Source organism: Asaia sp. A2 (genome assembly GCF_057319415.1).
Window position 1 is genome coordinate 70821 of sequence record NZ_JBXWTO010000012.1, and the last position, 23039, is coordinate 93859.

Genomic DNA, 23039 nt, shown 5'->3' on the forward strand with positions numbered 1-23039 from the left:
CCTTTTTGCGAAGCGTTCTCAATAACTTGGCATAGCCATTGCTTGGCAACTTTCGATACTGCAGGCATGTTAGAGGCGTCATCACGGTTTTGGGAACGCACCATGAGCCAGACATCTCTCCCCCCCGCTATCGACCCGGACTATCTGGCTCTGCTTGATTCCGATCGCATCTCGGGTCGTACGCGTCAGGTCATGGAGGAGCGGGCCCAGACCAGCGATGCCAATTACGTACCGCGTCATCTGTCGGCCAGTGCGTATGAGGCGCTCGTTGCACTAACGGCCCGCGTGCTTCCCCAGCAATCCATACTGAGTGATGCCAGCATCAATCTGGCGGCCCGGATCGACGCACGCCTTGGAACACCGGGCGATGGCTGGCGCTTTGCGGCTTTGCCGCCCGATCAGGAAGCCTACGAACAGGCCCTGAGCGGACTGGACGTCCATGCACGTTCCCGCAAGGGCAAGGCCTTTGCAGCACTCGGTGCAGCCGAGCAGGATCAGGTCATTCACGCCATGGCCGAGGGCGCGCTCGAAACCGCGCAGCTGGATGCCACGCAGATGCGCGCCTGGTTTGCAGATCTGCGCGCCGATTGCGTGCAGATCTTCATCTCTCATCCGGCTGTACAGGCTCAGCTTGGCATCGACGCGATCTTCAATGGCGGCGACGGTTTTTTCCAGGGTTTCTCTGAAATGGGAGAAGGTGTCGAAGAAGCGTGGGAGCCAGCTCAGAAAGGCGCAGGATCATGAAGTCACGCCGTTTCGCAGATAACGACATCGTCGATGTGGTCGTCGTCGGCACGGGGGCTGGTGGCGCCCCACTGCTGGCCGAGCTTGCGCGCGCAGGCATGAAAGTTGTGGCGCTCGAAGCGGGACCGCGCTTCGACCCCAAGCAACATACGCCAGACGAGGCAACGGCTTCCGAGATCTACTGGCTTGAAGAGCGGCTTTCGGGTGGTGCCAACCCGATGGCGTTTGGCGGTAACAACAGCGGCACGGGCGTAGGCGGCTCCATGCTGCATTTCGGCGCCTTCATGCCGCGCATTGATCCGCGCGACATGAAACTGCACAGCGAAACCGGTAAGGGCGTCGACTGGCCGTTCGATTTCGGAACCATGCTGCCCTATATCGAGCGGGTCGAACGCGAGATCGGCGTTTCAGGGCCGGAGAGTTACCCCTGGGAGCCGGATCGGCGTTACGCCTACCCGCCGCCGCAGCGCAATGGGGCCGCACAGGCCATGGCGCGTGGATGCGATGCTCTGGGCATACGCAACGCCGATGGCCCTACGGCGCTGATCACGCGTGACTGGGGCGACAGAAAAGCCTGCACCGGGTGTGGTGCCTGCCATCAGGGGTGCCGTAACGGCGCCAAGTCAGGCACCGATGTCACGTACCTTCCTCTTGCCGTTTCGGCGGGCGCCGAAATCAGGCCAAACTGTTTCGTGCACGGCATCGAACGCGATACGGCAGGGCGCGTGACTGGCGTTGTGTATCGCGAGGAGGGGAAGGACCGGGTGCAGAAATGCGCCAATCTCGTCCTTGCGGCAGGGGCCGTGGAGACCGCCAGATTGCTGCTTCACACCGGGCTCGCCAATCGCAGTGGTCAGGTCGGGCGCAACTACATGGCTCACATATCCACTCAGGTCTGGGGCACGTTCGACGAGATCATACGCCCCAACAAGGGTTATCCGTCTCTCACCATCACTGAAGACATGATGCGCCCCAAGGACGCCGATTTCGCCGGGGGGTACCTGATCCAGTCGCTCGGCATGATGCCGCTTACCTGGGCAACCGGCGTGGCCCGTGGGCGCGGCCTGTGGGGCGATGACCTTACGCGTTATCTGCGCGGCTATAACCACATGGCCGGGCTGGGCGCGCATGGCGACTGCCTGCCCAGCGATGATAACCGTGTGACCTTGTCCGACGAAACCGGTCGAGCCGGAGTGCCCAAACCGAAGATCACCTTCAGCTATGGTCCGAACGAGCAGGCCATGCATGAGCATATGGCCCGCACCATGACGTCGATCTGGGAAGCGGCGGGGGCCAGGGATATCTGGTCGATGGACCGCGCTGCGCACATGATCGGCACGTGTCGTATGGGCACCGATCCGGATGATTCCGTCGTGGATCCGTTCGGTCGCAGTCACGACATCGACAATCTCTGGATCAGCGATCACTCGATTTTCCCGAGCGCCACGGCCGCTAATCCGGCTCTTGCCATCATGGCCCTGAGCCTGCGCACTGCGGCAGCGATCAAGGAAGGACGCTGAGAAGCGCGCTGAAAGAAGGATTATCTTCGCCAGAAGGGTTTCCCCAGAAGGGGACCCGTCTGGCGAGGTACGGGGCAGCGCCCCCTGTCGCGTGTTAGCCCTCCTGAGAGACGGGGAGCGTAGCTTCAATTATTCACGGATACGCTCAATATCGGCGCCGACTGCGGAAAGCTTGCGATCGACTGCTTCATATCCGCGATCCAGATGATAGATGCGGCTGAGTGAGGTCTCACCACGTGCGCCCAGACCCGCGAGGATCAGGGAGAATGAAGCACGCAGATCGGTCGCCATGACGGGCGCGCCCGAAAGTTGATCGACTCCGCGGATAATCGCAGAAGAGCCGTGAACGTTGATACGAGCCCCCATGCGGTTGAGTTCGGGCACGTGCATGAAACGGTTTTCGAAGATCGTTTCTGTCACCATTGACGCGCCTTCGGCAACCGCCAGCATGGCCATGAACTGGGCCTGCATGTCGGTCGGGAAACCCGGATAGGGCTCGGTCATGATGTCGACGCCCTTGAGGGCCCCGGTACGACGCACACGGATGGCGTTTTCCTCTTCCAGCACCTCAACGCCCGCCTCTTCCAGCGTACGCACGACCGCTCCGAGATCGCGAACGCGACCACCGATCAGACGCAGATCACCCCCGGTAATGCCAGCCGCGCAGGCATAGGTGCCACATTCGATACGATCGGCCATGATCGCGTGCTCTGCCCCGGTCAGCGCCTCGACACCATCGATCACGAGCGTGCCGGTGCCGGCCCCGCTGATCCGCGCGCCCATGCGGTTGAGGCACTCGACCAGATCGCTGATTTCCGGCTCACGCGCCGCATTGACAATCTCGGTACGGCCCTTGGCAAGGGTCGCGGCCATCAGCAGGTTTTCGGTCGCACCCACAGAGGCGAAGGGCAGCAGGATACGATCACCCACCAGACCGCCGGGTGCACTGGCGTTGATATAGCCATTTTCGAGACGGATGGTTGCTCCAAGCGTCTCCAGCCCCTTGAGATGCAGATCGACAGGGCGCGTACCAATGGCGCAACCACCCGGAAGCGAGACACGGGCCTCATGAGCGCGGGCAAGCAGTGGCCCGAGCACCAGAATGGAGGCCCGCATTTTGGAAACGATATCATACGGTGCCTCGACAGACGTAATCGGGCCACCAATCGACAACGTACGCCCTTCCGCATCGACCGGTTCGACCGCAATGCCATGCTGACGCAGCAGCACTTGCATTGTCTCGATATCAGCAATTTTCGGCACGTTGGAGAGGATGAGTCGCTCAGATGTCAGAAGTCCCGCGACCATGAGCTTGAGACCGGCATTCTTGGCACCGCCAATCACGATCTCGCCTTCAAGACGCCTGCCGCCACGTATGATGAAACGGTCCATGATCTGTCGCTCCTGAAGGATGAGGCTCTACGCGGGAAAGCGTTCTCTCTCCCGCGTCATCATGGCTACGTCAAGGCATCAATTGGGCAGGTCCGCCAACGGGGCCAGCCTCATCCGCCACGGGCCAGAATCTCGAGCGCAGGCAGGTTGAGCAGGGTGATCTGCGTGACCTGGGTGATCGTGATCATTTTCTCGCGTTGCAGGGCATTGAGTGTACGACTGACCGTCTCGATCGTCAGGCCAAGATAATCGGCAATCCCGGTACGGCTCATGGGCAGGTGAATCACAATTTCACTCGTGAGCGAGCGGAAATGCTGCTCCAGCAGAAAACTGGCCAGACGCTCGCGCGCCGTCTTGCGCCCCAGCAGCAGCATCCGGCGCTGCGCCTGCACCAGCTCGCGCGAGGCCTCTTCCATCAACCGCAGTTCAAGCGCCGGAAACTCCCGGCGTAAAATACCCATTCCGGCGCGCGAGAAACGGCAGAGGGAGAGCGCACCCAGTGCCTCCGCACTGAAGGCATAGGACATGCCGCTGGCAAGCCCCAGGAAGTCGCCGGCCTGCCCAAAGCCGGTAATCTGCCTTCTGCCATCAGGCATAAGTGTAAAGATCTTGGCATGGCCTGCCGTAACGATAAAAAAATCGCTGGCCGGCTCCCCTTCCTGTATGAAGGTTCGCCCAGATGGGACCGTCAGGCGATGCGAATATTGAGCGAGTCGTGACATCTGGTCGGGATCGATCACGGAACATATACTCTGCGATCGTGCCTCGCAGTGCAGACACTGCCCGCAGCTGCCGCAGGGTCCGAGTGTGCTGATACTGTCTCTAGTCTGCACATTCATCGTAAGAAAGACCCTCGATTTACATTCTTATTCTTGTTCAATTAACATTAAGTCACATACTGTTGCCAATTCCCCACGGTCATTAACCACCTTTTGCTGGTTTGACATGGATCAAGGCGCTGCATCATAGCGCATGGTGAGAGAACGTCACTGTTTAATCACGGATGACGTCGATGAAGACCTCTTTGAAAGTTTCCGCCGCTCTTCTGACCGGTTTTGTTGCAGCAGCTGCTGTCGCACCTGTCGCCCAGGCCCAGACGACCCCCGTCGTCAACGCGCCGGTCACCACAAACATGGTGCTCGCGCCGCAGGCCCAGGCCATGGCAGCGCCGCGTGCGTCCTCCGGCGACGAATGTGGCCTGTTCAAGACCTGCTCCAGCACCAAGATCGGCCTTGGCAAGGGTGACTTCATCATCCGTCTGTCTGCCCTCGGCGTCATCCCCCAGGATCGCGACAGCAAACTCTGGCTGAATGGCGCCGCCATTCCCGGACGCGTCAAGACAACCAACCAGGTCATGCCGGAACTGACGTTCGAGTATTTCTTCACGGATAACATCTCGATCGACCTGATTGCCGCCAGCACCCGTCATGAAGTCGCTGCCAAGGACACCCCACTGGGTGGTATCGATGTCGGTAGCGCCTGGGCCCTTCCGCCCACCATCACGCTGGCCTGGCATTTCCGCCCCCACAAGCGCTTCAACCCCTATGTGGGCGTTGGTGCAACACTGGCATGGTTCCACAATGTATCCCCCGCCGGCGGCCTCGTGCAGAAGCTCAATGTCGGCGTGACAGGCGGCCCGTCGGTCAATGTCGGTTTTGATTATCAGCTGGTGGGCAACTGGTTCTTCAACATGGATGCCAAGCAGATGTTCATGCGTATGCACGCCTGGGCAAATGATCGTGGGTCGGGCGCCTTCATCAAGGCCCATGACTCGCTCGATCCCACCACGGTCGCAGCTGGTATCGAATACCGCTTCTAATATTCGCCTTCCCGGGACGATTGAAAAAGGGGCCGCCCGGCATATGGGTGGCCTTTTTTCGTTCCGGACTCGGTCGTTACCATGTCACAGCCCTGTCATATCCAAATCACCGAAGCTTCACACACCGTAACGAACTCTCCGAATAGGGTGCGCCGCGTTCGAGCCCGCCTTAAAGGAACGTTTACTGATGAAGCTTCGCAAGCAGCGCCATGCCCTTACGCTGTCTCTCTTCTGCTCTCCCCTCGCTTTGCTGAGCGCCACCGCTCACGCCGCAGATGCGAAGCTTCCCGTTCATCAGAATACGGCACCCGTCTCGCAGCTGCATGCCCAGAACGCTTCGCGCAAGGCGAAAGCCCTGACCTCCACCGCGCCGGCGGAAGAAGTCATTGCAACCGCGCGTCGCACGCGTTCTGAGCAGAGTGTGGGCCATACGCAGCTGCAACGCATCCTGCCCGGTCTGAGCCCGCTCAAGGCGTTGCAGATCCTGCCGGGCGTGGTGTTCAACAATGCCGACCCCTGGGGCAATAACGAACAGAACTCATCGCTGTTCATTCACGGCTTCAACCAGAACCAGCTTGGCTATACGCTCGATGGTATTCCGCTGGGTGATCAGGCCTATGGCAACTATAACGGCCTGTCGCCACAGCGCGCCGTGATCAGCGAGAACGTGGGCAATGCCACAGTGGCGACCGGCTCTGGCGCACTCGGCACGGCCTCGACCTCCAATCTGGGCGGAACGCTGCTGTTCTCCTCGCTCGACCCCAAGCAGAAAATGGGTGGTCAGCTCGATCAGACCTTCGGCAGCTTCTCGACCTTCCGCACCTTTGCCCGGTTCGATACAGGCAATTTCGGTAATGGCAACTCGGCCTATATCTCATGGGCGCGGCAGGATGCCCGCGCCTGGGACTTTGCCGGCCATCAGGGCGGCAATCAGGTCAATGCGAAGTTCGTGCACAAGGGCAGCAAGGACAAGATCACCTATTTCTTCGACTGGTCCGACAAGGTCGAACCCAATGAAGACGGCATCGTGCTGCCCAACGGCTATGGCACCTATGTGCGCCCCTTCACCTATCCGGATTTCAGCTACGCCAAATTGTACCTGAATTCGGCCGCCTACAAGAATGCCGGGCTGAACTACCGCAATTATTATTCCGCCGCCCAGCGCGAGGATTTTCTGACCTATCTGGGCTGGCAGCACGACTTCAATGCCAACCTGCATTGGGACAACAAGCTCTATTACCATCACAATCTGGGTGAGGGCGTTGTAGCGGGTCCGATCACGGCGGCAGGTCTGCCCACGCTGTTCAGCGCCTATTTCCCGAATCAGAGCGCCAGCCAGCTCAGCAACGTGTTCGGCGGCTCGGGCTATGCCACGCGCACGACCGAATACTGGGATAATCGCGGCGGCCTGATCACCACGCTGCGCTACAAGCTGGGCCATCACGACCTTGAGGTCGGGGGCTGGTACGAGCGCAACAACAACACGCAGGCCCGTCGCTGGTATCCGCTGGACGCAAACAACCCGACCACACCTTATGACCGCCAGCAGGATGCCCTGATCAAGCAGTACACCAACTATTTCTATACCAACACCTTCACCACCCATCTGCAGGACAGCTGGAAGGTGACGAAGAACTTTACCCTCTCGGCAGGCTTCAAATCCGAACTGGTCTACACCAACGGCACCCTGCCTGTGGCTGGCAAGCCAGGATCGCTCTCACCGGCAACAGCCGTGACCGTACCGGGCGGCACGATTGCCGCAGTCAAGCCGTTCCTGCCGTCTTTCGGTGCGTTGTGGAACATTACGCCGAACGAGCAGTGGTTCGCCAATATTCAGGAAAACATGCGTTCCTATCAGAGTGCCGGTTACGGCAATGCCACCCCCTGGGGTGCCACAAGCCAGGCCGCTTTCGAGGATTTCAAAAAACATGGCAAGGTCGAGACCTCATGGACCTATGAGACCGGCCTGCGCACCCATCACCATGTCAATCTCGGCCCACTCACCGATATCTCGGCACAGGCCGAATACTACCATGTGCATTTCTCGAACCGTCTGGTCGCCATTGCCACCACGCAATCGCTGTCCTCGATCATCGGTTCGGCCACGACACTCGCCAATGTGGGCTCAGTCACGACAGACGGCATGGATTTCTCCTTCACCGCGCAGTTCGGCCCACATTTCTCGATCTATAACGGGCTGAGCTATAACAAGTCGGTCTATAACGACAATTACAACTCCGGCACGTCCACCATCCGCATTGCAGGCCGCAATGTGGCGGGTCAGCCGGACTGGACCGAAAAATTCGTCGCCACCACGAACTGGGGCAATTTCTACGGCCAGTTCATCGGTGATGTTATGGGTAAGCGCTACACCACCTATACCAATGATCTCTGGGCCTCGCCGACCGCACAGTTCAGCATGAATGCGGGCTACACCATTCACGGTATCCCCCATATTCCTGCCTTGCGCGTTCAGGGAAACATCACCAACCTGACCAATACGCGTGGCTGGTCCACGGTCAGCACAACGCAGACTTCAGGTCAGTTCACGGCCTACCCCATTGCACCGCGCATGTATTTCCTGACGCTGAGCGCCAACTGGTAACATAGCCCGACACAGGAACGACGCTGCCCGATCGAGAGGGCCGCGTCGTCCTTCTTTCAAAATGCCTCCTCCCGCGCCTGTCTTTTGCGGGAGCGGGCCTGAGGAGGTTCGATTTGCTGTCACGTCGTCACGCTCTCACTCTTGGCGCTGCCGGATTCTGTGCACCGGCCTTTGCCTCGCGCTCCTTCGCGGCTCCGTCTCTGGCGCCAAAACCACTCGTCTTTTCCCATCGCGGGGCTTCTGCCTTGCGGCCTGAGCACACGCTGGCCTCTTACGCCAAGGCAATGGAAGACGGTGCCGACTATATCGAACCCGATCTGGTCATGACGAAAGACGGCGTGCTGATCGTGCGCCATGAGAGCAATATTGCCGACACCACCGATGTTGGCTCGCGCCCGGAATTCGCCACCCGCAAGCGCAGCCTGACCATTGACGGACAGAAAGAGACCGGCTGGTTCACCACCGATTTCACCCTCGCTGAACTCAAGACCCTGAGGGCAAAGGAGCGCCTGCCGCAGCTTCGCCCGCATAACACACGCTATGACGGGCATTTCGATGTGCCGACCTTCGAGGAGGTGATCGATTTCGTGGCCGGTGAATCCGCCGCGCGTGGCAAGGTGTTCGGGCTCATTCCCGAAATCAAGAACTCCACCCATTTCCACAGCCTCGGTCTGGACCCGGAGACCACATTCCTGCGCACCATCGCAGCGCATGAATATACCCGCCAGGCCCCTCTGGAACTCCAGTCTTTCGAGACCACCAATCTGCGAGCGATCAGCGACAAGACGCGCGTCATCAACCCTCAGGCGCGGGTCATGTTCCTGATGGGTGGACCTGACCAGACACCGCCGGATTTGCTGGGCAAAAGCGATGCAAGGCGCTTCGGCGATTTCATGAAGCCGGAAGGCCTGCGCGAGATACGCCGCTTTGCTGATGTGATCGGCCCGTCCAATACCGATCTGATCCCGCGCAAACCCGACGGCTCATGGGGTACGCCCACCTCGTTGATCACCGACGCTCATGAAGCCGGGCTGCTGGTTCATTCCTACACGGCGCGCCCTGAGAACTATTTCCTGCCGAAGGAACTGCGCGATGGGGGCGCGCTGAACGCCCGCAACCCGCAAGGCATGATTGCCGAGGTAAAGCGCTATCTTGATATGGGGCTGGACGGCTTCTTTACGGATGATCCGGCCCTTGGCCGACTGGCCGTCGATACGGCGGGATGAATTGATAAGTTGATCCGGCGCAAACTTGCCTGCGTTGAACAGGTCATGCAGGGTTTGCGCCCTGTCTATCCTGCCCTCATGATGGAGAACTCCCTTGGCCGCGCACGATCTGTTTCCCGGTAAAGCCTTCGACGCCTTCCTGTTCGACATGGATGGCACAATCCTGACCTCCATCATCGCGGCAGAGCGCGTATGGACCCTCTGGGCCCAGAAGCACGGTCTGGATGTCGAGAAATTCCTTCCCACCATTCATGGTGTTCAGACCGTCGAAACCATACGCCGTCAGAAACTGCCGGGCGTTGATCCTGTCACCGAAGCGCACTGGATTACCAGCCGCGAACTGGAAGATACGCATGGCATCGACCCCATTCCGGGTGCCACGGCATTTCTGAACAGCCTGCCTGCCGATCGCTGGGCCATCGTCACCTCAGCCTCGCGTGAGCTTGCGCTCAAACGCATCGAGATTGCCGGACTGCCTTTGCCGAAAATCCTGATCACCGCGGAAGATGCCCCCAATGGCAAACCGGCCCCTGACTGCTTCCTGCTCGGCGCGCAACGTCTGGGTTTCGAGGCCAAAGACTGCGCTGTGTTCGAGGACGCCCCTGCCGGCATCAAGGCGGGCGAGGCCGCAGGCGCCAGTGTGGTGGTGATCACAGCCACCCATACCCATGAGGTGGATGTGCCCCATCCCACTGTGCCGGGTTACGAGGCGCTCAAGGCCCATCGTCTGCCCGATGGCCGCCTGTCCATTCTGGGCGACAACGCCGGCTGAGACAGTCGAAAAAAAACCATGTCTGTCATCACCATCGCCGCCGCCCTGTTGCATGACGGGGCGGGCCATCTTCTGCTGGTACGCAAACGGGGTACGCAGGCCTTCATGCAGCCTGGCGGCAAGATCGAGCCAGGCGAGACCCCGCTGGCCGCGCTTTTACGCGAAATCGACGAGGAGCTGGGCATCACGCCAGAGGCAAGTTCGTGCCACTTCATCAGGCAGATCGAAGCCCCGGCAGCCAACGAGCCAGGCCATGTCGTACGCGCCGATCTGTTCGCCCTGCCCTGGTCAGGCCCTGTCATCATCGCCGCCGAGATCGAGGAGGCGTGCTGGGTCACGCCCAAGGACGCACAAGGCCTGGTTCTGGCGCCCCTCACGCGTGAATTCGTCCTGCCTCTCTATGCCAGCCTCCCTTGAAAAAAGACGGCAGCATTTCTACTTCTCCCTGCAAATCGGTGCCGTTGAGGCACCATCACAGTCTTGAGGGATCTCCATGACCGAAAACACCGAAAAAGATCAGGTCCAGGGCGCCGAGAAGCATGAATTCAGCGCAGAAGTCGGGCGTCTGCTCGATCTCGTGGTTCATGCGCTTTACTCTGAGCGCGAGATCTTTTTGCGTGAGCTGGTGGCCAACGCCGCCGATGCTTCCGACAAGCGTCGTTTCGAGGCTTTGACCGATGCCGCCAAGGCTCTTCCGGCCGACGCCGCCATTCGCATCCATCCCGACAAGGATGCCCGCCTGCTGACCATCAGCGATAATGGCGCAGGCATGAGCCGCGAGGATCTCGCGAGCAATCTCGGCACGATCGCGCGCTCCGGCACACGCGCTTTTGGCGAGAAGCTGAACAGCGCCAAGCCGGAAGACCGCCCCAGCCTGATCGGCCAGTTCGGCGTCGGCTTCTATGCCGCCTTCATGGTGGCCGACAAGGTGGACGTGATTTCGCGCCAGCCCGGTTCCGATCAGGCGTGGCAGTGGTCGTCTGATGGCAAGGGTGCCTACACCATTGCGCCAGCCACGCGTGAACAGCCCGGCACAGATATCATCCTGCACGTCAAAACCGATGCCGATGAATTCCTCGACGCCTGGCGCCTGCGCTCGATCATCCGCAAGTGGGCCGACCATATTTCATGGCCGATCACGCTGCGTGAGGGTGAGGAAGACAAATCGGCCAATGAAGGTACGGCCCTGTGGCGCAAGTCGAAATCCGACATCACGCCCGAGCAGTACACCGAGTTCTACCGCCACGTTGCCCATCAGTTCGACGAACCTTATGCGACTCTGCACTGGAGCGCGGAAGGCACGACCGAATTTACGGCATTGCTGTTCATTCCCGGTGCGCGCCCGTTCGACTTCATGGAGCAGTCGCGTGAGAGCAAGGTGCATCTCCATGTGCGCCGCATGTTCATCACCGATGAAGCCGAGCTCCTGCCGGCCTGGCTGCGCTTCGTGAAGGGCGTTGTCGACACCGAAGATCTGCCGCTGAACGTTTCGCGTGAAATGCTGCAATCGACCCCCGTGTTGCAGCGCATACGCAAGGCCGTGACCAAGCGCGTGATGACCGAAATCAAGAACCGCGCCAAGGACACGGAAAATGCCGAGTCCTTCGGCACGTTCTGGGAAAATTTCGGCCCGATCATCAAGGAAGGCATCTGGGAGGATTCCGAGCATCGTCAGGAGCTCGCTGCCCTGTCGCGCTTCCGTTCCACGGCGTCTGACGATCCGACCACGCTCGATGCCTATCTGACGCGCATGAAGCCGGGTCAGGAATCGATCTATTACCTGACGGGTGAAAACGCCGAGGCGCTGGCTGCCTCACCGCAGCTCGAAGGCTTCCGTGCCCGTGGCATCGAGGTGCTGCTGCTCTCCGATCAGGTCGATGGTTTCTGGCCCGATCGTCTGTCTTCCTATGAAGACAAGACCCTGAAATCCATCAATCAGGCCCACGGCGATCTTGAGAAGTTTGAAGCCCCAACGCCGGAAGGCGAGGCTGCGGATCTCGAAAAGCTGATCCCTGCGCTCAAGGAAGCCCTTGGCGAGGACGTGAAGGATGTGCGTGGCACGGTGCGTCTGGTCGGCAGCGCTGTGGTGATCACAAGCGAAGGCGGTCCCGATCTGATGATGCAGCGTCTGATGCGCCGCTCGGGTCAGGGCATGCCGCCTTCTGCGCCGATCATGGAGATCAACCCGCATCACCCGCTCATCCGTGATCTCGCAGCACGGGTGGAAAAAGGTGAGAGTGTGGCCGATTTCGCCCGCGTTCTACTGGATGTCGCCCGTATTCAGGATGGAGAGACCCTGCCAGACGCCGCCGGTTTCGCGCAGCGCCTGACCGCCATGCTGACGAGCGCTGCCACAGCCTGAATCATTCCCGCCGATCACGATGCGTCGAATGTCTGATACCGGTGATCGGCGCAAAGCGTCTGTGCAGGCATGACATCACGTTGAAAAAGGCCCGGACCTAAGGTCCGGGCCTTTTTTTGTGGTCGCTTGCGCGACACCCACTACCCATCCAGAACAACAAGAAAGTTGAGGCTTAGCGATGCACCTCCTGCATCGGGGCAGATGTGTGATCCAGGGGGTTGACGGGTTGAATTGATGATGAATGTTGGAGGTGGTCGCCACTTTTAGGATAAGGGCGTAAGCTATAGACCGTCCAGCTCAGACGCTGTCTGAGCTGGCGTTGAAGCGCGGTTTACATCAGGCGACGATTACACAACGAAAGCGCCAGGCGATTGGAGACATCGTGAGCATCTTCATTGGCAAAGCGACCGCGGAGGCGACAGCCAGTCCAGCCGACATGAAGAAGCGTCATGCAAGGATTGGCCAATGACTGGTGGAACGTGATTTTTTGCGAGATACCTTTGTACGGTTGGGCATGATCAGGGACGGCAAACGATCGACCTGAAGCGGCCTCGGCTGTCAGTGATGCGGCAAGAGGCCCTGGTGCGCTACGACGCACCGAAGATCTTCAACATGGATCAGACCTCACAAGTCACGACGCCCTGGTTTACGAACGTGCTGCAAACGCGCCTGATCCGTATCAGCATGGGCGGATGAGGACGTTGGCTCGACAACGTCTTTATCGAGCGCCTGTGGCGGTCTTTGACACACGAGTGCGTCTGTCTGCACGCGTTCGCAACCGGTTCGGAGCTACCGATCGGACTCGCCGCCTGAATCGCACATCAAAACGTGCAGCGTCCGCCTTTGGCTGGGCGAATGTCGAGTGAGGCGTATCACGACGCGCCGACGGCATTAGGTCCCGGAGTAACCCCGGCCCCAATAGCCAACAGCAACACCGTCAACCTGGCGGCATCACAACAAATAGAACTGCTATGGCTTATCGGACCTGCAAAGCTATCCGAGGGGATGCCCTCCCTGGGGATACGGCCAGACTATACTGCAATTACGAGGCTGTTCAGCGAACTGGAGCCTTTTGTCATTCAGAATGGTGTGGATCCACCAAGAAATAACACTCGGGAAACGTTTGAGATATTTTAAGGCGTCTTCCGGTCGGCTTTTACGACCAGTTGTGTGATAACGAATTTGCTGGTCCGGTTGATGGCAATGACGAGATAGGGCTTGCCCTGAGCAGTCTGGACCTCCGCGATATCAAGATGGAAGAACCCAATCGGGTCGCGTCTGAAGTGCTGTCGTTTGGGCTTGTCTCCCTCAATGGCTGGCAGCCGTGAGATCTCGTGACGCTAAACACAGCGATGAAGAGCCAAATATGTCAGATAGGGAATGCTGGCTTGCAGGGGGCAAGGGCAGTCATCCCTCGGCAGCAATGTATGGCGTCGAAACACTACAATATCGCCTTGTTCGTCTCGGAAAGGACTGTTGAGCGCCATTCCTTGGGGCCGGTTTTCTGATCCTCAACCGTCCGATGCTTTCGCTATTTCATAATGATTTCCGGGACGATGCCTGACGCCTCGCTCAGCGTCGGGAGCGACGGCCGCGATCCCTGTATTGCTGCTCGCACTGTGTACATGGTCGTGGGCTCCCATGACGTATCTGTCTCATAGGGCTTCCATGCTCGCGAAACGACACCACCAAAACACGGGACTAAAAAGCTGATGTGACAGCACCCTTCGTCATACGGGCACTTTCGGCCTTCCGATCCGGTGTCGAAATTCATGGATTGAACCACACTCTAACAAAGATCCGATAGGTATTGCAAAAGTATTGAATAAATAAAACGTTATTGGAAACAAAAAATAATGTAAAATTTTTTTGATTTCTAAACAATATGACAGCGTGACAATTATTAACTTAGGTAAAAAAATATAGTTCTGACTAATAAGACAGGAATTTTGCGGGTTATGGCGTGATGAAAAGTAACTTTGGAAAATATAAAAAATCGAAATTTGCTTTCGGTTTATTTTTTGTTTTCCAGTTCCTCAATGTACCCGCTCGCTCCCAAACTATGCCTGCATCTTCTATTCCAGGCGGGGCTGGTGCTTCTCAAAACCAGTTCCAGGATTTTCAGCAGCGCAAGATGCAACTGGATCTCCTGGCGCCGCCAGGTAGTGATCTTCCACAAGAAGAACGACCGGTTCTAAATCGGCCGGGGGTTCAGAAGTGCTTCCCGGTGAAGCACATCGATATCAAGGGGGATACGATCCTCATCCGTTCTGATATTCGCAAAATAATTGAAGTCTATCAGAATAAATGCCTGAGCGTGGCAGACGTTAATGCACTGGTGAAATACTTGAATGGCGCTTTCATCAGTCGTGGATACATCACTTCGCGTGCTTATCTGCCTGACCAAAGGCTTTCATCTGGTCGTCTGACGATCGTGCTTGTTGAAGGACGAATTGGCGCGCTCAAAATCATCGGAAGACCTCCCCGTCTTCTAGGAGAAATGGCCTTTCCGGATATCAAAGGCCAGACGCTCAACCTACATGCCCTTGAGCAGGGAATCGAAAATATCAGTCGTTTGCCCCATTCATCGGCCAAAATCCGGATTGAGCCCGGCGCCCAGCCAGGCCTATCCGATGTGGTGGTAAGTTCACCAAAAACTCGTGTTCTTCATGGCCAAGTATGGGTTGATAACTACTCACAAAAAATAACCGGGCGGCAGATGGGTCATGCGTTGCTGACTGCGGAAAACCCGCTCGGCATGACGGATCTGTGGTCGGTAGAATATGATCATTCCCTTATGGGGAATGCAGGCCAGAGAGGCACATCCTTTCTTATGGCCAGCGGCGCTATCCCTTTTGGCTATTGGACCGTATTTGGCTCATGGTGGCGCTCACAGGATAATTACCCGCTGCCGGTATGGTCAGACGTTTTCACAGTGCGCGGGTTGCGCAATGACTGGATTATCGGTGCTTCGCGAGTTGTCGCGCGCAATAGTCTTGGTGTGACAACGCTTCAGGCGTCCTTCGAGCAGAAATCTTTCGGATCAAAACTTGAAGATGAAACGATTGAAGTCACCCGTGGGCGGCAGGCTTATGTCAATGTACAGGCTAGTGAATCGTTACGCGCCTGGCACGCTCTCTGGTATGCCACTATTGGCACCAAGATTGCTTTTGACGGGGCCGGTACCTGGTCTTACTTCCGCGCACCTGCCAGCACCGAACCGCATACGTCGTTCTTGCGCCCCTCGATAGACATCGATGGTTACAAGCCCTTGCCGGAACACATTCTCTGGCACACGACGCTGCATGCTGAATACAGCACCAGATATCAGTTTCCGATCAACCAGTTGCAGATTGGTGGTCCCTATACCGTTCGTGGATTTCTTCAGAATATCCTCCTCGGAAACCAGGGCCTTTACATGAGAAACGATTTCTCATGGCAGTTGCCACTGCAACAGGCCGGATGTCCTGTTTCGTCCTGGGCATGCCGTACCATCCTCGATCATGTCGAGGTCTACGCAGCTCTGGATTTTGGAATTGTGCGGGCTGGGTTCACGACGCCCTCCATGTCTCCCTATCAGAAGGGGGGAGAAATGCTTGGGGCCGGACTCGGCCTTCGCAAGACCAGCGGCCCGTTCTTTTGGGACGTGGCGCTGACGCATTCCCTTCACACGAGCCCTCTCCCTTCTGAGGGGCTCATCTCATTGTTCCAGATTGGGATAAAATCATGATGGAGATTTTCATCAGAAACGTTCCTTCCAACGGACGTCGTTCCGTGGCATTGCGCTACTCTTTCCTGGTAGCCAGCACATTTCTGACGCTTTCGGCCGTTCCCATGGCTTCGGCCCAGATAGCCGCCCCACATATTGTGGTTGATCCGTCTGCGGGCGCTCATCCCACGCTCAGCGTGACCGGCAACGGCGCCGACCAGGTCAATATCGTTGGTCCGAATGCGGCAGGCCTGTCGCATAACCGCTTTACCGAGTACAATGTCGGTCAGAACGGGCTGGTCCTCAATAATGCGACAACAGCAACTCAGACTCAGATTGGTGGCAAGATTGCTGCAAACGGCAATCTGAACGGCACGGCAGCCAAAGTCATCCTCAACGAAGTGACTGGTGGCAATGCTTCCGTCCTCGCAGGAACAACCGAGGTAGCCGGGCAGCAGGCAGCAATTGTCGTAGCGAACCCGAACGGCATTTCCTGCTCAGGTTGCGGTTTTGTAAACACATCACGCGCCACCCTGACAACCGGCAAGCCAACCATTGATGACAACGGGGCCTTGAAAAGCCTTGAGGTGGCTGATGGTAATGTCACCTTTGAAGGTAAAGGCGGCGACTTTACCAGTGTACCGGTGCTTGATATCGTATCTCGCACCGTTACCGTAAAGGACAGTGCGCAGGTCAAGGCGCAGAAGCTCAATATTGTCGCCGGTCGTAACACGGTCAATTATGCCGATGTGACCCAGACAAAACAGATGCAGCCTGACCCAGATAAAAAGAATCCTGAATTTGCTGTTGATACTTCAGCAATGGGCGGCCTGTACGCTGATAAAATCTACATGGTCGTTAATGAAGATGGTGCCGGTGTCCGCGTTAACGGCGATATGGCTGCCAATACGGGTGATGTAGAAGTCTCCGCCTCAGGTGATATTGTCAATACCGGACATATCGTCGCCAAACAGGGGCGAGTGCAGCTTTCCGCTGCAGGAGATTTTTCCAATAACAGCGGCACGATAACTGCGGCGAAAGACGTCTCGGTCTCGACTTCCGGTGATCTGAGCAATAGCGGTACAATTGAGTCGCAGCAGGGGCAGGCCCATTTCTCAGCCTCTGGTGATATCATCAACAATGCTGGATCGATTACAGCTCAACGCGGTCTGGAAATGACGGCTTCAGGTGATATTGTTAATAGTGGCAAAATCACCAATGCGAATGGTAATACCTATGCTTCTAACTCTGGAGCAATCACGAACAAAACGGGCGCTGAGTTTTCCAATGCCAATGGGTCACTTTATCTTTCTGCCACGGGAGCCCTGAATAACAGCGGCACTATTTCGAACAAGAATAACTCTGCTCTGAGCAAGACCGCTGGGAGTACGACGCTGAAATCGACGAACAATCTGAAAAACTCCGGGAAGATCGTTCTTGCCAATAGTGATCTAAGCGCCGAATCTCTCTCGAAGCTGAGCAATGATGGTAGCATTGAAGGTGTAGGATCAAAGGTTGATCTGACCTCAACGAACAATGCAATACAGAATACGGGTAGCGTGACAGGTGATCAGGGGGTTACGCTTCAAGCCGCGAGTTCCATTTCGAACAAAGGCGGGACGATCAAGTCAAGCACTTCTTCTATCGCTCTGGGAACTGGAACCTGGTCGGATGTCGATAATACCAACGGGACAATCAGTGCAGAAAAAGCGGATGTCTCGTTTTCGACCCGCAAGATCACCAACACCAACGGTAGCGTGACGGCTGGCAATAGCATCAAAGGCAGTGCGAATAGCTATGTCTCGAATGCTGGTAGCGTCTTTACCGCAGGCAAAACAATGGACATTGCTTTTGCAGGTAAGGTTCAGAAGCTTGGACAGTATGGCGTAGCCGGTGATACGGGCACTGCGTCTTCTGGTGGCGCTGCTTCGGGAGGTTCGACCACGACACCAGCCCAGAAGCCATCAGTTGGTGGCTTTCCTTCATGGATGAACGATTTTTTCGGTGGAAGCTTCTGGTAATAGAGTGATTGGCGCCTGACGACGCCATGACTGTATAGGTTTTTCCAGCCAGTGGAGATCTATAGATCTCCACTGGCTGGAGTTCCTATATTCGTCGTGACGCACTCGCTTTGAATTTTCCCACTTTGAAATAGACTCCGATCGAGAAGGATACGGACGAATAAAGCGCAGTCAGTCTACGGAAGAGCAAATCATGGGGGCATGAAGCTCTTGTATTCTCCCAGCAGCGGACCACGTGCACAGGTTGACACGAGGCGATGAAAATTCCCGAACGATTTATCGTTTGGGGCATCGGATAATCTCGCGCTGGTTTCTACGTCTGCGGTTCTTTTCACGACATAGGCCAGGGTCTGCAGATGGGTGCGCATACTGACAGCTGCGATACGTCAGGGCGCGGCATTGGCCTGCCGGTTAGAGCGTTTCCTGCTCTGAATGGATCGCTGGGGATTCCCAAAATGGTGGTGATCTGACTTGAGATGACCGCCCGAGTGCGGGTGGCTCGGGATGTCATCATGCACATTGTCGCTAGCGCTTGTGGACAAAGCTTGACGCGGGTGCGCGGGATTGACCCAACGCTGCCATTTGAAGGCGGCATTGGACGAGACGATCGGGCGACGGATGCGGAGTGGGCGTTGATTGGCCCGCTGCTGCCAGCTGAGACGGGACGTGGCTGCCGTCCGACTGGTGACAATCGGCGGTTCCTCGACGGCATGAGGTGGATGGCGCGGACAGGCGCGCAATGGCGTTGTCTTCCGCCCTGCTACGGCAGGTGGAACACCGTATTCCGGCGCTATCGCCACTGGGTCGAGCAGGGTGTGTTCAATGCGCGGCTGGAGACGCTGGCGAAGCTGGTTGGCTGCGACCGATCGGCAGACATGATCGACAGCACCGTAGCCCGGGCCCATCACTACGCTGCCCGGATAAAAAAGATGCTGGGCCGACCGAGGTGCTCGGCCAATCGCGGGGAGGGTTCACAACCAAACTCCATGCCCGCTGCGACGCCCGGGGGCTACTGCTCGCTTTCATCCTGACGCCAGGACAGTCTCATGATCACCAGGAATTTGGGCCGCTGTACCGAACGATCAGGCGGTCTGGATCCCCTCTCCTGGCCGCAGGCTTGAAGCCGTGCGGTGCGCCCTGGAATACGTCGCATCAAGCATAAACGTCTGAAGCTCGGCTTGCGCAGCAGACAGGCCATCCATCATCCGTATGAAAATACCCACGTCGCCCCAACGCTTCCAGCGATTGTAGAGCGTCTTGTGTGGACCGTATTCCCGCGGCGCATCATGCCAGCGCAGACCATTGCGGTTCACAAAATAATGCCACTCAGCACATAGCGATCATCAACGCGATGACTTGCCGTGACTTCTGGAAAAGAACAGCCGCACATGCTCCATTTGGTCCTCCGTCAGCCAAAGCAGATCGCTCAGCCTCAGCCTAGCCTCATCACTGAGCCTGAAGCACATATCCGTATTCAAATCATCAGATTCCGAGCCTGAGGAGGGATAGGTTTTCCGTTATCCCCCCTTAGGCTGGCCTGTCTGATCGGCCAGACAGGCCAGCTGACGGATCGTCAGACAGATAAGGTTACGAATCTGACTTACGCGGCTCGCATCGATGTCTCTTTTTCGGTTGATCCACTTTTCTCATCCAGCTTGTAAGGACCAGCCTGAAGGACATTGATACTGAGTATTGCACCAGTCTCCTCTATCTCGGCGGGCAGTGAGATACGTGCTTTGCCGTCCGTCCAGCGGCAAACCGCATTCTCGGCTGCACACCAGCCTTCGAGCGGGGCGCAGGTAAGATGTTCCTTCAGAGAAATGGTCCGTTTGCTTGCAAACAGTGTGATGTCTCCGACGAGGACGCCCAGAGAACGTCGATCATCAAGAAAGGGGCCGACCACATCGCAGGGGCGGCTCGTGCGTGACAAGAGGCTCACCTCACTGACCCGACCGGGAAGCACAAAAATGACCATTCCGTCGCTCTGCCGCATTGGGTGGATGATCCGACCATCGGCGAGCCCAAGTTTCAAAGCCGGGTCATGAGAGAGCGGAGTGGATATCTGCGACGTGCTGAGGCCAAGCTGTAACGCTCTTGCCGAGAGAGCTTGGTAAACAGGCTCGACAACCGAGCGGGAAACACACAAGGGAAGCGCGGAATCCGTGTTCCACGCATGCATGTTTTCGCGCAGGGGGACGATATTCTGAGAAGTCTGGAAAAAGTTCTTGTTACCTGTGTTGAGGTAGCTCTCTGTCGGAACATTGTTGGACATGATGACAGAATGACGCTCCAGCTCAACATGATAGTAATCGTAGCTGGATATGTTCGTATCGTACCGTATGCTCGATCCGTTCACCAGCATACGTACTGGAATGAATGCACCCTCAAAGACGAAACAGTGTTCTGCAGTAATCAGAAGGTCGTGTGAGGGCTGATTATCACCAAATGCATCCTTCTGCACTCTGACTGGATAGCCTGCCATATCCAGAGGTTGTTTGGGTCTGAAGGTGTTGTGACTGACCCCAATCCAGGTGATTGGCCGTTTAACTTCCTGCCCGTTCTCGAAGCAGATGAGCTCGTCGCCAATCTGCAGATCTTCCACAGCGACATCACCAAGGACAGTGCGAATCAGCGAACCGGCGAGGAAACAGCCATCGGCGCCTTGATTTTGAATGACGAGTGTGCCGCCTTCTGCAACAGACGGGTCCTTGGCAACGCCGCCATTATTGACGAACATCTTGGCATCCGGACCCACAGCCCCGTTGGACATGATGGCGCCTGACTGGATGTACGAAGTTTCCCAGACATGGTTGGCTCCGCTTGCAAACCAGGTATCCCCGATCGATGCGCCCCCAGAAGAGGTAATAGACCAGGTGGAATTGAAGGCGTTGCCGCTGGTGATGCCACCTGCGCTGACGTAGACAGAGCCGTTGTCGATATAGGAACTGACCAAGGCGCCGGAAGCGACAACAATCTGGGCACCTTGTCCCGTCGAAAGATAGGATACGACTGCGCCGCTCTGAATGGTAAGATATCCTCCGGCCGCCAGAACCACCGGATCTGTCAGGGTTGTATTGCCACTCTGATAGACGGTTTCACCGTTCTGCACGGTGGCGACCCAGGTTCCGCTCATGACAGAGGCGCCAGCGGGCACTGATGGAAAGCCGGGAATGTTGATCGAACTGCCGATAGGGGCCTGGGTCTCAAATGATCCGCCCGAGCTGACATAAACGTTGCTCAGTGTTGCACCCAGGCTGCCCGACAGATAGCCGCCAGAACCGATAACAGGGTTTATGACCGTCCCACCACTCGACACGAACGAATAATCCGTCCCCATTCCGCTTGCATTGTTCCAGGTATCGGAAACAGACGATCCGCCAGCGGAGACGCGGGTGAGCGTAGAGTCAAGAACGTTGGATGTGCTCACGCCCCCAGCGCTGACATTGAGCCAGCCATTGTTGAGATATGAGCTGACAAGGGTTCCACCGTTGGTAATATTGACCGTGCTTTGATTGGTGCCCGATATGCGTGAGGCGGTAGCACCACTCATGACATTGAGGGTTGCCCCTGCACCCAGGGCGACCGGCCATTGATAGCTCACACTGCCACTCTGATAGAGCGTGACACCATTGCTCAGCACGGCATTCCAGGTGCCTGTCAGGACCACTGCCGTATTGATGTCAGGCTGGCCGTTGATGCTGATGCCGGAATAGGTGATGCCGCTGGAGGTAGCATAGGCGCCATTGCTGACGACGAAATTATTGACAGTCCCACCATCCATGGAGAGGCTGCCGCCGCTGGATAGCATTACTCCGTTGCCGCTGGCGCCAGACTGGAACTGAAGTCCGCCACCTGACTGGATGGTTGCGTTGGAGACCATCCCACCACTCGACACGAACGAATAATCCGCCCCCATTCCGCCTGCATTGTTCCAGGTATCGGAAACAGACGATCCGCCAGCGGAGACGCGGGTGAGCGTAGAGTCAAGAACGTTGGATGTGCTCACGCCCCCAGCGCTGACATTGAGCCAGCCATTGTTGAGATATGAGCTGACAAGGGTTCCACCGTTGGTAATATTGACCGTGCTTTGATTGGTGCCCGATATGCGTGAAGCGGTAGCACCACTCATGACATTGAGGGTTGCCCCACCGCCCAGGGCAACCGGCCATTGATAGCTTACACTGCCACTCTGATAGAGCGTGACACCATTGCTCAGCACGGCATTCCAGGTGCCTGTCAGGACCACTGCCGTATTGATGTCAGGCTGGCCGTTGATGCTGATGCCGGAATAGGTGATGCCGCTGGAGGTAGCATAGCCGCCATTGCTGACGACGAAATTATTGACAGTCCCACCATCCATGGAGAGGCTGCCGCCGCTGGATAGCATTACTCCGTTGCCACTGGCGCCAGACTGGAACTGGAGCTTGCCACCTGACTGGATGGTTGCGTTGGAGACCGTCCCACCACTCGACACGAACGAATAATCCGTCCCCATTCCGCCTGCATTGTTCCAGGTATCGGAAACAGACGATCCGCCAGCGGAGACGCGGGTGAGCGTAGAGTCAAGAACGTTGGATGTGCTCACGCCCCCAGCGCTGACATTGAGCCAGCCATTGTTGAGATATGAGCTGACAAGGGTTCCACCGTTGGTAATATTGACCGTGCTTTGATGGGTGCCCGATATGCGTGAGGCGGTAGCACCACTCATGACATTGAGGGTTGCCCCTGCACCCAGGGCGACTGGCCATTGATAGCTTACACTGCCACTCTGATAGAGCGTGACACCATTGCTCAGCACGGCATTCCAGGTGCCTGTCAGGACCACTGCCGTATTGATGTCAGGCTGGCCGTTGATGCTGATGCCGGAAT

The 23039-nt window shown here is 57.2% G+C and carries 15 protein-coding genes and 3 pseudogenes; 13 read left to right on the plus strand and 5 right to left on the minus strand.

All coding sequences use genetic code 11. The features are described from left to right. Positions 1–102 precede the first annotated feature (102 nt). Together ACWNRM_RS11335 and ACWNRM_RS11340 are read left to right on the plus strand one after the other, a co-directional pair. Positions 103–744 (plus strand): gluconate 2-dehydrogenase subunit 3 family protein, encoded by a 642-nt coding sequence (locus ACWNRM_RS11335; RefSeq protein ID WP_485170877.1) that lies wholly within the window; start codon positions 103–105, stop codon positions 742–744. Continuing rightward, positions 741–2264 carry a GMC family oxidoreductase gene (locus ACWNRM_RS11340; RefSeq protein WP_485170878.1) on the plus strand — a complete coding sequence of 508 codons (1524 nt, stop codon included), beginning with the start codon at positions 741–743 and terminating at the stop codon, positions 2262–2264. The genes ACWNRM_RS11335 and ACWNRM_RS11340 overlap by 4 nt, the downstream gene beginning before the upstream one ends. A gap of 129 nt (positions 2265–2393) precedes the next feature. On the opposite strand, the gene murA is transcribed toward ACWNRM_RS11340, so the two are convergent. Next, positions 2394–3656, minus strand: coding sequence for a UDP-N-acetylglucosamine 1-carboxyvinyltransferase (gene murA / locus ACWNRM_RS11345; RefSeq protein WP_285532589.1), 1263 nt, complete (start codon positions 3654–3656; stop codon positions 2394–2396). Positions 3657–3766: 110 nt separating this feature from the next. Beyond that, positions 3767–4378 carry a Crp/Fnr family transcriptional regulator gene (locus ACWNRM_RS11350; RefSeq protein ID WP_485170879.1) on the minus strand — a complete coding sequence of 204 codons (612 nt, stop codon included), beginning with the start codon at positions 4376–4378 and terminating at the stop codon, positions 3767–3769. Positions 4379–4668: 290 nt separating this feature from the next. Here ACWNRM_RS11350 and ACWNRM_RS11355 point away from each other — a divergent pair, with 290 nt between their 5' ends. The 7 genes and pseudogenes from ACWNRM_RS11355 to ACWNRM_RS11385 form a co-directional block, all read left to right on the plus strand. Beyond that, the gene (locus tag ACWNRM_RS11355) at positions 4669–5475 is read left to right on the plus strand and encodes an OmpW/AlkL family protein (protein WP_485170880.1); all 807 of its coding nucleotides are present in this window, start codon (positions 4669–4671) and stop codon (positions 5473–5475) included. Positions 5476–5662: 187 nt separating this feature from the next. Further along, a complete protein-coding gene (locus ACWNRM_RS11360; protein ID WP_485170881.1) occupies positions 5663–8080 on the plus strand; it encodes a TonB-dependent receptor in 2418 nt (805 codons plus the stop codon). Between the two features lie 113 nt (positions 8081–8193). Then, positions 8194–9306 (plus strand): glycerophosphodiester phosphodiesterase family protein, encoded by a 1113-nt coding sequence (locus ACWNRM_RS11365; protein WP_485170882.1) that lies wholly within the window; start codon positions 8194–8196, stop codon positions 9304–9306. Between the two features lie 94 nt (positions 9307–9400). Then, positions 9401–10078 carry an HAD family hydrolase gene (locus ACWNRM_RS11370; protein ID WP_485170883.1) on the plus strand — a complete coding sequence of 226 codons (678 nt, stop codon included), beginning with the start codon at positions 9401–9403 and terminating at the stop codon, positions 10076–10078. Between the two features lie 18 nt (positions 10079–10096). Continuing rightward, on the plus strand, positions 10097–10495 hold the full coding sequence (locus ACWNRM_RS11375) for an NUDIX hydrolase (protein WP_485170884.1): 399 nt from the start codon (positions 10097–10099) through the stop codon (positions 10493–10495). Positions 10496–10571: 76 nt separating this feature from the next. Next, positions 10572–12440, plus strand: a complete 1869-nt coding sequence (gene htpG / locus ACWNRM_RS11380) for a molecular chaperone HtpG (RefSeq protein WP_485170885.1) — start codon at positions 10572–10574, stop codon at positions 12438–12440. 570 nt (positions 12441–13010) lie between these two features. Beyond that, a pseudogene (locus tag ACWNRM_RS11385) lies at positions 13011–13391 on the plus strand (IS3 family transposase); the annotation flags it as partial. 66 nt (positions 13392–13457) lie between these two features. Here ACWNRM_RS11385 and ACWNRM_RS11390 read toward each other — a convergent pair. Continuing rightward, positions 13458–14099 (minus strand): annotated as a pseudogene (locus tag ACWNRM_RS11390) (transposase family protein); the annotation flags it as partial. Between the two features lie 307 nt (positions 14100–14406). Between ACWNRM_RS11390 and ACWNRM_RS11395 the strand changes: the two are divergent. From ACWNRM_RS11395 to ACWNRM_RS11410, 4 genes are all read left to right on the plus strand, one after another. Continuing rightward, a complete protein-coding gene (locus ACWNRM_RS11395) occupies positions 14407–16170 on the plus strand; it encodes a ShlB/FhaC/HecB family hemolysin secretion/activation protein (RefSeq protein WP_485170893.1) in 1764 nt (587 codons plus the stop codon). Then, positions 16167–18170 (plus strand): filamentous hemagglutinin N-terminal domain-containing protein, encoded by a 2004-nt coding sequence (locus ACWNRM_RS11400; protein WP_485170886.1) that lies wholly within the window; start codon positions 16167–16169, stop codon positions 18168–18170. The genes ACWNRM_RS11395 and ACWNRM_RS11400 overlap by 4 nt, the downstream gene beginning before the upstream one ends. A gap of 512 nt (positions 18171–18682) precedes the next feature. After that, positions 18683–19201, plus strand: a complete 519-nt coding sequence (locus tag ACWNRM_RS11405; protein WP_485170887.1) for a transposase — start codon at positions 18683–18685, stop codon at positions 19199–19201. Then, the gene (locus ACWNRM_RS11410; protein WP_485170888.1) at positions 19117–19332 is read left to right on the plus strand and encodes a transposase; all 216 of its coding nucleotides are present in this window, start codon (positions 19117–19119) and stop codon (positions 19330–19332) included. The genes ACWNRM_RS11405 and ACWNRM_RS11410 overlap by 85 nt, the downstream gene beginning before the upstream one ends. On the opposite strand, the pseudogene ACWNRM_RS11415 reads toward ACWNRM_RS11410, so the two are convergent. Both ACWNRM_RS11415 and ACWNRM_RS11420 read right to left on the minus strand, forming a co-directional pair. Continuing rightward, a pseudogene (locus tag ACWNRM_RS11415) lies at positions 19268–19600 on the minus strand (transposase); the annotation flags it as partial. The gene ACWNRM_RS11410 and the pseudogene ACWNRM_RS11415 overlap by 65 nt on opposite strands. A 170-nt stretch (positions 19601–19770) precedes the next feature. Then, positions 19771–23039 (minus strand): Hint domain-containing protein (locus tag ACWNRM_RS11420; protein ID WP_485170889.1); only part of this gene is annotated, 3269 nt, incomplete at its 5' end.

Bases quoted from the DNA above. Each gene is read 5' to 3' on its own strand.
- ACWNRM_RS11350 (WP_485170879.1), bottom strand. From the start codon at position 4,378: ATGTCACGACTCGCTCAATATTCGCATCGCCTGACGGTCCCATCTGGG.
- ACWNRM_RS11360 (WP_485170881.1), top strand. From the start codon at position 5,663: ATGAAGCTTCGCAAGCAGCGCCATGCCCTTACGCTGTCTCTCTTCTGC.
- ACWNRM_RS11400 (WP_485170886.1), top strand. From the start codon at position 16,167: ATGATGGAGATTTTCATCAGAAACGTTCCTTCCAACGGACGTCGTTCC.
- htpG (WP_485170885.1), top strand. From the start codon at position 10,572: ATGACCGAAAACACCGAAAAAGATCAGGTCCAGGGCGCCGAGAAGCAT.
- ACWNRM_RS11355 (WP_485170880.1), top strand. From the start codon at position 4,669: ATGAAGACCTCTTTGAAAGTTTCCGCCGCTCTTCTGACCGGTTTTGTT.
- ACWNRM_RS11395 (WP_485170893.1), top strand. From the start codon at position 14,407: ATGAAAAGTAACTTTGGAAAATATAAAAAATCGAAATTTGCTTTCGGT.
- murA (WP_285532589.1), bottom strand. From the start codon at position 3,656: ATGGACCGTTTCATCATACGTGGCGGCAGGCGTCTTGAAGGCGAGATC.
- ACWNRM_RS11335 (WP_485170877.1), top strand. From the start codon at position 103: ATGAGCCAGACATCTCTCCCCCCCGCTATCGACCCGGACTATCTGGCT.
- ACWNRM_RS11405 (WP_485170887.1), top strand. From the start codon at position 18,683: ATGCACATTGTCGCTAGCGCTTGTGGACAAAGCTTGACGCGGGTGCGC.
- ACWNRM_RS11375 (WP_485170884.1), top strand. From the start codon at position 10,097: ATGTCTGTCATCACCATCGCCGCCGCCCTGTTGCATGACGGGGCGGGC.
- ACWNRM_RS11340 (WP_485170878.1), top strand. From the start codon at position 741: ATGAAGTCACGCCGTTTCGCAGATAACGACATCGTCGATGTGGTCGTC.